This window comes from Stenotrophomonas sp. PFBMAA-4 (genome assembly GCF_030053215.1).
Lineage (GTDB): Bacteria > Pseudomonadota > Gammaproteobacteria > Xanthomonadales > Xanthomonadaceae > Stenotrophomonas.
In genome coordinates, this window is the sequence record NZ_JASGBW010000063.1 from 1 (window position 1) to 7,448 (window position 7,448).

The following is a 7,448-nucleotide window of genomic DNA, read 5'->3' on the forward strand; positions in this document are numbered from 1 at the left end:
GGGGCCATAGCTCAGCTGGGAGAGCGCCTGCATGGCATGCAGGAGGTCAGCGGTTCGATCCCGCTTGGCTCCACCATTTCGGCATTAGGCCGTCGAAGTTTACAATTGAAGATTTTCTGCGTCCCCATCGTCTAGAGGCCTAGGACATCACCCTTTCACGGTGGCGACCGGGGTTCGAATCCCCGTGGGGACGCCAACTCATCATGAACAACGAGGACCCGGCCGATAACCGGGTCTTTTTTGTTCACCGCCTACCGGCGTTCAGGTTGTGGCGTTGTGGTTCCCCTGCCCTTGTGGCTCAGGTGGACCAGAACGAAGAAAGCGAAAAAAAAGCTTCCACAAAGGTGAATACGTTGGTAAGATGGGCGGCTCGGTAACACGGGGCCATAGCTCAGCTGGGAGAGCGCCTGCATGGCATGCAGGAGGTCAGCGGTTCGATCCCGCTTGGCTCCACCACTTCGACATTAGGCCGTCGAAGTTCTACAACTTGAAGTTTTTCGTGCGTCCCCATCGTCTAGAGGCCTAGGACATCACCCTTTCACGGTGGCGACCGGGGTTCGAATCCCCGTGGGGACGCCAATTCTTGAAGACCCCGGCCTCGGCCGGGGTTTTTCTTTGCCTGTCATCCAGGCATCGAGTTCAGAAGCGCCGATACATGCCGACCGACGCCGGTGCGGTGGGTGCAAATCCGAACTGCGCGTACAGGCGATGCGCCTCGCCATCGGCGAGCAGGCTCACATAGGCCGACGGCGGCAGATTCGCCTGCATCCACGCATCCAGCCGCCGCATTACTTCCTTGCCCAGCCCCTGCCCCTGCAACCGCGGCAACACGGCGATATCGCAGACCTGCAGGTGGCAACCGCCGTCGCCGACGATCCGGCCCATCGCCACCAGCTCACTTCCCTGGTAGGCGCAGACGCCGAACAGCGTGTTGGGCAGCGCGCGGCTGGCGGCCTCGGCGGTCTTCGCACTCAGCCCGGCCAGCAGGCGCAGCTGGCAGTAGTCCTCCACGGTCGCTACGCCGTCGCGGAACTGGCAGGTCGTCGAATCACTCATGCGTCATCTCCAGGTGGTCAGGCTATCCTGCCGTAGTCACGTCGCAGTCGCTGCGACCTTCGCCCACAGAACGCCCATGTGCTACTCCGCCCTGATCCGCGCCGACTACGCCAAGCTTGTCCGTGAATACGGCGCCGTGCTGTCGCTGGAAGAATTTGCCGAGCTGTATGCGCACGATCCCGGCAAGAAGCGGCCGAAGACACCCAAAGCGATGGACGATGGCTTTGCCGGCGCGCGCACCGGGCAGGGCCGCGACATCGTGGCGAAGATCCAGCAGTGGCATGCCGAGGAGCAGCAGGCGCTGCAGGCCGAGCTGTTGAAACAGAGCGAACGGCGCGACATCGCCCACGCCACCCTGGCCACGCGGCCGACACAGAAAGCGCGCAACGACCTGCGCGTGGCCAGCAACCGCATCGAACGCGCGCAGGCACGCCTGGACGACCTGCACCGGGTGCAGCTGCTGCCGCGCGACAACCGCATCTTCCCCGGCACCTACGCGCCGGTGATGGTCAGCGAAAACGGGCAGCGGGTGATCAAGCCGATGCGCTACCAGTGCCGCCTGCCGGACAAGCCCGCACGCAACGACGTGCTCTACCCGGGCACCTACAACGCGCGCCGCGACAGCCTGGAAGGCTACTGGCGCGGCGCCTTCGGCCTGCGCCACGGCGTGGTGGTGGTCAGCGCGTTCTACGAGCACGTGCCGCGCCATGCCATGGCCGGCCGCAGCCTGGATACCGGGGAAAAGGAACAGGACGTGGTGCTGGAATTCCGCCCCGACCCGCCACGTGATCTGCTGCTGGCCTGCCTGTGGGCCGAGTGGGAAGGCCCGGAAGGCCGGCTGTTGTCCTTCGCCGCGATCACCGACGCACCGCCGGCCGACGTGGCTGCCGCCGGTCATGACCGCGGCGTGGTGCCGATCCGGCTGGAACACCTCGATGCCTGGCTCAACCCCGATCCGGACCAGCTGGCCACGCAGTACGCCATCCTCGATGACCGCGAGGATCTGCGTTACGTCTACGAAGAGGCGGCCTGAGCCTGAGCCCGGCGGTCAGGCCCTGGCGCTGGAACGGCCAACCGCGCGCACCAATGCCCGCGACAGATCCGCCGACCGGTAGGGCTTGACCAGCAGCACGCCGCCGCGCATCGATGCAGGCAGCTGATCGGCGGTCATGCCGGTGGCCAGCACGAAGGGCACGCCGCGTGCGGCCAGGGCAGCGGCCACCGGCTCACTGGTCTCGTTGCGGGCCAGCCGGTAATCCAGCAGGGCCACGTCCGGCGAGGTGTCCTGCAGCAGGCGCAACGACTCGGCAACCGTCTCGGCCAGACCGACCACCACCGCGCCGGCCTGCACCAGCTGCATCTGCAGCAGGGCGGCACTCATCTCATCGTTCTCGACCACCAGCACCCGCAGGCCTTGCAACGCAGTCATGGGCCTCCCTCCGGCGCCTGTCAACCGGATCCAGTATAGCCATCGCCCAGCCATTACCGACAAATCAACGGGCTTCCGGCCCTGTACGGAGGCGCCTCTATGAAGGTCCGCCGGGCTCGGTTACACTAGCCCGCTGCTGCCGGTGTGGCGGAATGGTATACGCAGCTGACTCAAAATCAGCCGGGGGTGACCCCATGAAGGTTCGAGTCCTTTCACCGGCACCATCGAACAAAAGGCCAGGCCATCGACCTGGCCTTTTGCGTTGCTGCAGGCGCTTCCGCCCCGGCGTCAGGTCACGACCCGCAGCATCGGCATCCGCTGCGCGCCTCCACCGCCCTGCCCCGCATCCACCCGGAACCCGGCCACGGTCTGCAGCAGCTGCGCGGACTGTTCCTCCATGCTGCGCGCCGCCGCCGAAGCCTCCTCCACCAGCGCCGCGTTCTGCTGCGTGCCCTGGTCGATCAGGTCGACGGCCTGGTTCATCTGCTGGATGTCGTCGCTCTGCTGCTGTGCCGCCGTGCTGATCTGGGTCATCAGTTCGCTGACCCGGCGTACGTCGCGCACGATCTCATCCATGGTGCGTCCCGCGCTTTCCACATGTGCGGTGCCTGCGCCGACGTTGGCCACCGATGCGTCGATGAGCTGCTTGATCTCCTTGGCCGCACTGGCCGAACGCTGCGACAGCTCACGGATCTCGGTGGCCACCACGGCGAAGCCGCGGCCATGCTGCCCCGCGCGCGCGGCTTCCACGGCGGCATTCAAGGCCAGGATGTTGGTCTGGAAGGCAATCCCGTCGATCACCCCGATGATGTCGACGATGCGCCGCGAGGACGTGTTGATCACCGCCATGGTCGAGACCACTTCATGGACCACGGTGCCGCCGCGCGCCGCCACTTCCGCCGCGCCACCGGCCAGTTCACTGGCCTGGCGTGCATGGGTGGCGGTGCGCTGCACGGTTTCTGCCAGGCCCTTCATCGACACCGCCGTTTCCTCCAGCGAGGCGGCCTGCTGCTCGGTGCGCTGGGACAGATCGTTGTTGCCCTGCGCGATCTCGCTCGCGCCCACCGCAATGGTGTCGGCGGCGAACTTGATCTGGCCGAGGATGCCGGCCATGGCCTCCACCAGCGCGTTGACGCCCTCGCAGAGATCGGCGATCGGGCCGCGCTTGTCGGTCATGTCCACGTGGTGGGTCAGGTCACCCTGCTTTGCGGCCGCCACCACTTCGCGGGTCTGCGCCACGGCGCGCTGGGTGGCCTGGTTTTCATGCACCTGCGCGGTGATGTCGGTGGCGTACTTCACGACCTTGAACGGGCGACCGTTCATATCGAGGATGGGGTTGTAGGACGCCTGGATCCACACCTCGCGCCCGTCCTTGCCCAGCCGCCGGTACTGGCCCGCGTCGTACTCGCCCCGGCCCAGTTTTTCCCAGAACTGGCGGTATTCGGCGCTTTCGCGCTGGTCGGGTTCGACGAACAGGGAATGGTGCCGGCCGCGCACTTCCTCCAGCGTGTAGCCGGTGGCGGCGAGGAAGTTGGCATTGGCCGACAGGATGCGTCCGTCCAGGCTGAACTCGATGACCGCCTGCGACTTGTCGATGGCCGCCAGCTGGCCGGCCGAATCGGCGGCCTGCAGCTTCTGCGCAGTGATGTCCGTGGCGAACTTCACCACCTTGTACGGCCGCCCCTGGCGATCCAGCACCGGATTGTACGAAGCCTGGATCCAGATCTCCCGCCCGCCCTTGCCGATGCGCCGGTACTGGCCGGCGTCGAACTCGCCGCGCGCCAGTCGCGCCCAGAACTCGCGGTATTCGGCGTTGCGGGCATGTTCGGGATCGACGAACAGGGCGTGGTGCTGGCCCTGGATCTCATCAAGGCGGTAGCCCACCGCCTGCAGGAAGTTGTCGTTGGCCTGCAGGATGGTGCCGTCGAGGGCGAACTCGATGACCGCCTGCACGCGATGCAGGGCAGCCACCTGTGCGGCAAGCTCATCCTGCCGGCGGTCCTGCGCGGACACATCAGAGGTGGTGCGCTGCGCACCCAGCGCGCCCAGCAGCAGGCGCCAGGGTGAGTAACGGGAATGGGAATCGGCCGGCGTCTGCTCACCCGCCGTGAAGCCTGGCATCAGCATCGTGGGTTCCTCGGAGTCCAATGAAATGCAATCCGGCGGGCGGATGCCCGGCGGGGCCATCAATTGCCTGGACTTGCAGACGCGCGGGGGGGAAGCGTCCTTGTTCGTCTTGCGCGTAAAGCTGGACTGCGGACTGCGGAAGGCGGTACACACAGCACGGGCCGCCCGTCGGGGGCCTGGAGTCCAGCAGCGAAAGGCAGGAGCGGGATCCAGTCAGGTTATCGGCGGGCCGGACGCCACCTTTAGGGCGATCTGCACGGCCCGCGCCTTCACAATGCCCGGCGGTACAGCAGCTTGCCCCCGGCCTCGCCCTGGGCCTGGTAGCCATTGCGCTCCAGCAGGGCCACCATCTGCGGGAAGGCCTGCGAGGTCTTCACCTCGATGCAGCCGTAACCCTGCGCGGCTGCCCAGCGCTGCTGGGTTTCCAGCAGCGCCTGGGCGATGCCTTGGCGGCGATGGGCCGGATGGATGCCGCCAACCCAGCTGTAGAAACGCCTGCGATCGAGCGCGTAACCCACCTTGAAGCCGACCAGTTCACCGCCCTGCTCGGCCACCAGCACCAGGTGGCGGCGCCCGGCCAGGCGTTGTGCATAGGTGGCATGGGTGCGTCCCTGGCCCAGCTCGTGCACGCCCTGCAGCACCTGCAGGGCTTCGTCCAGATTGCCTACTCTTACCAGCATCGTGCTTCTCCGCGGTCAGCGTTGACGCCACATCATCCAGCGCAGCACGGCAATGGCCAGCACGGCCGGCAGGTAGCCGAGACTGCCCACCCACACAAGCAGCGCCGCCGTCACCCAGCCACCGCCGCCACCGAAGATCCACGACGTGTGCTGCAGGACATGCAGTGCCACCGGCAGCAGCAGCGCCGGCGACAGCCGCAGCAGCTGCCAGCGCCAGCCGAGCGGCCCGACGAAGCCGATGATGGCACCGAGCAGTGCAGCGATCGTCACGATGGGGAGTGCAGCGTCCATGTCGATGTTCGTTTCCAGGGTGCAGCAGCCATTGTGGACCACCACCGCCGTTACAGCGATGCGCGCTGCGCCGGGAAGGTTGCAATGACCAACGACCCATTACATCGCGCGTCGCTGCGTGCAGCATCACCAACATCACGGATGCATCCATTGCAGGGAGAAGCCCATGTTCAAACGTCGCGCGTGTGTCTTGTTGTTGAGCCTGTGCAGTGCCGCCGCCGGCGCCGCTGATGCGCCCTATCGCCCCGCCTTCCATCCGGGCGAGCACAAGGGACCGCCTGCCGGCCGCATGAATGACGTCCTGGTTCTGGGCAGCCCGCATCTCTCCGCCCTGCCCGATTCGTTCCAGCCGGCGATGCTGGAGCCGCTGCTGTCGCGCCTGCAGGCATGGCAGCCCACGGCCATCGCAGTGGAGAACGTATCGGGCCTGCAATGCGACTTCATGCGCCGCAGCCCGACCCGCTACGCCGACAGCGTGAGCACCTACTGCGTCGACACCGCACCGGCACAGGCCGCCACCGGACTGGATGTACCGCAAGCCAATGCCGAAATGGAGCGGATGCTGGCGACATGGCCGAAGGACGCCACGCCGGCCCAGCGGCGCCGGCTGGCGGCGGTGGCCTTGGCCGCCGGCGAACGCGGTTCGGCCATCGTGCAATGGCTGCGCCTGCCCAGCAGCGAACGCCGCGCGGCCGACAGCCTGACCCCGGAACTGGTCGCCTTCCTGGATGCACGCGTGCTGCACAAGGACGAGGTGAACCTGGTCGCCGCCGAGCTGGCCGCGCGGCTGGGGCTGGAACGCCTGTGGTCGGTGGATGACCACACCGCCGATACGGAAACCCCGAAGGAACTGCAGAAGGCCTATGCAAAGGCCATCCGCGGCGCGTGGGACAACCCCGCCAGCAAAGCTCGCCGCGCGGCCTCTGCTCCCTTCGATGACAACGTGGCCCAGCCAGGCGGCGTGCTGGCCCTCTACCGCCACGAGAATTCCCCGCAGACCGCGCAGAACGTCTACGACAGCGACTTCGGCGCTGCCCTGGTCGAACCGTCGCCGGAAGGCTTCGGCCGCAACTACGTGGGCTACTGGGAAACGCGCAACCTGCGCATGGTCGCCAACATCCGCGACGTGCTCGGCCAACATCCGGGCACGCGCATGCTGGCCATCGTGGGTTCGTCACACAAGTGGTACTACGAGGCCTACCTCGACCAGATGCATGACGTGCGGCTGGTGGATGTGGAGCCGGTACTGCGCTGAGCCAGCACGCTGTCTGTAGAGTCGAGCTTGCTCGACTGCCAGCCTCGTAGAGTCGAGCTTGCTCGACTGATTCTGGCCGACAGCAGTCGAGCAAGCTCGACGCTACGGGCCGAACGTCTTGACCATCAACGCGGGCGAGACGAACACGCGCAGCCCATGCGCCAAGGGCTGCTGCATGTCGTAGCCACGCGCATGCGGCCAGCTGCCGGCACCACCGATCTCGACGAACTCGGCGCCCGCGTTGCGGACGACGCGGGCGCCGGGACTGGATGCCAGACAACCGTCGAACACCGGTTCGCCCTGCCCTGCTGCGAATACCTGCACGCGTACATCGCCGGTGAGCGCATTGAAGCCAAGCTGCAGCTTCACGCTGCCCTGCGCATGGGCGACCTGCACGTCGATACCCTCGGACGTGTCCACCTGCGGTGCGACGCCGAACAATTCAAGGAACGCGGTTTCGTCCCACGCAAACATCAACACCCTCGCCATTGGTAGAGTCGAGGGGGGGGGGGGGGGGGGGGGGGCCCCCCCCGCCCCCCCCCCCCAGAAACCAAACCAGCCAGGACACCCGGGGCCCCGCCCCCGGGGCCCCACAAAACCGCCGGGGCCG

General features: G+C 66.8%; 8 protein-coding genes and 5 tRNA genes. 7 read left to right on the forward strand and 6 right to left on the reverse strand.

Features of this window, described 5'->3' with window-relative positions; all coding sequences use genetic code 11:
• The 4 genes from QMZ26_RS21035 (at position 1) to QMZ26_RS21050 (ending at position 579) form a co-directional block, all read left to right on the forward strand.
• A tRNA-Ala gene (locus QMZ26_RS21035) sits at positions 1–76 on the forward strand.
• 44 nt (positions 77–120) lie between these two features.
• Positions 121–196: transfer RNA gene (locus tag QMZ26_RS21040), tRNA-Glu, on the forward strand.
• A 184-nt stretch (positions 197–380) separates the two neighbouring features.
• A tRNA-Ala gene (locus QMZ26_RS21045) sits at positions 381–456 on the forward strand.
• Positions 457–503: 47 nt separating this feature from the next.
• A tRNA-Glu gene (locus QMZ26_RS21050) sits at positions 504–579 on the forward strand.
• Between the two features lie 60 nt (positions 580–639).
• On the opposite strand, the gene QMZ26_RS21055 is transcribed toward QMZ26_RS21050, so the two are convergent.
• Positions 640–1,056 (reverse strand): GNAT family N-acetyltransferase, encoded by a 417-nt coding sequence (locus QMZ26_RS21055; RefSeq protein ID WP_079222271.1) that lies wholly within the window; start codon positions 1,054–1,056, stop codon positions 640–642.
• A 76-nt stretch (positions 1,057–1,132) separates the two neighbouring features.
• On the opposite strand from QMZ26_RS21055, the gene QMZ26_RS21060 reads away from it, so the two are divergent.
• A complete protein-coding gene (locus tag QMZ26_RS21060; protein ID WP_283222575.1) occupies positions 1,133–2,089 on the forward strand; it encodes an SOS response-associated peptidase family protein in 957 nt (318 codons plus the stop codon).
• 15 nt (positions 2,090–2,104) lie between these two features.
• On the opposite strand, the gene QMZ26_RS21065 is transcribed toward QMZ26_RS21060, so the two are convergent.
• The gene (locus tag QMZ26_RS21065; RefSeq protein ID WP_283222576.1) at positions 2,105–2,485 is read right to left on the reverse strand and encodes a response regulator; all 381 of its coding nucleotides are present in this window, start codon (positions 2,483–2,485) and stop codon (positions 2,105–2,107) included.
• 138 nt (positions 2,486–2,623) lie between these two features.
• On the opposite strand from QMZ26_RS21065, the gene QMZ26_RS21070 reads away from it, so the two are divergent.
• Positions 2,624–2,709 (forward strand) — tRNA-Leu (locus tag QMZ26_RS21070).
• 64 nt (positions 2,710–2,773) lie between these two features.
• Here the strand turns inward: QMZ26_RS21070 and QMZ26_RS21075 are convergent.
• The 3 genes from QMZ26_RS21075 to QMZ26_RS21085 form a co-directional block, all read right to left on the reverse strand.
• Positions 2,774–4,612, reverse strand: coding sequence for a methyl-accepting chemotaxis protein (locus QMZ26_RS21075; RefSeq protein WP_283222577.1), 1,839 nt, complete (start codon positions 4,610–4,612; stop codon positions 2,774–2,776).
• A 269-nt stretch (positions 4,613–4,881) separates the two neighbouring features.
• Positions 4,882–5,292 (reverse strand): GNAT family N-acetyltransferase, encoded by a 411-nt coding sequence (locus tag QMZ26_RS21080; RefSeq protein WP_283222578.1) that lies wholly within the window; start codon positions 5,290–5,292, stop codon positions 4,882–4,884.
• A 15-nt stretch (positions 5,293–5,307) separates the two neighbouring features.
• Positions 5,308–5,583: a hypothetical protein gene (locus QMZ26_RS21085; RefSeq protein ID WP_108746898.1), complete on the reverse strand. Its 276-nt coding sequence runs from the start codon at positions 5,581–5,583 to the stop codon at positions 5,308–5,310.
• A 166-nt stretch (positions 5,584–5,749) separates the two neighbouring features.
• Between QMZ26_RS21085 and QMZ26_RS21090 the strand changes: the two genes are divergently transcribed.
• The gene (locus tag QMZ26_RS21090; protein WP_283222579.1) at positions 5,750–6,838 is read left to right on the forward strand and encodes a DUF5694 domain-containing protein; all 1,089 of its coding nucleotides are present in this window, start codon (positions 5,750–5,752) and stop codon (positions 6,836–6,838) included.
• Positions 6,839–6,940: 102 nt separating this feature from the next.
• On the opposite strand, the gene QMZ26_RS21095 is transcribed toward QMZ26_RS21090, so the two are convergent.
• Positions 6,941–7,312 carry a hypothetical protein gene (locus QMZ26_RS21095; RefSeq protein WP_200734483.1) on the reverse strand — a complete coding sequence of 124 codons (372 nt, stop codon included), beginning with the start codon at positions 7,310–7,312 and terminating at the stop codon, positions 6,941–6,943.
• Positions 7,313–7,448 lie beyond the last annotated feature (136 nt).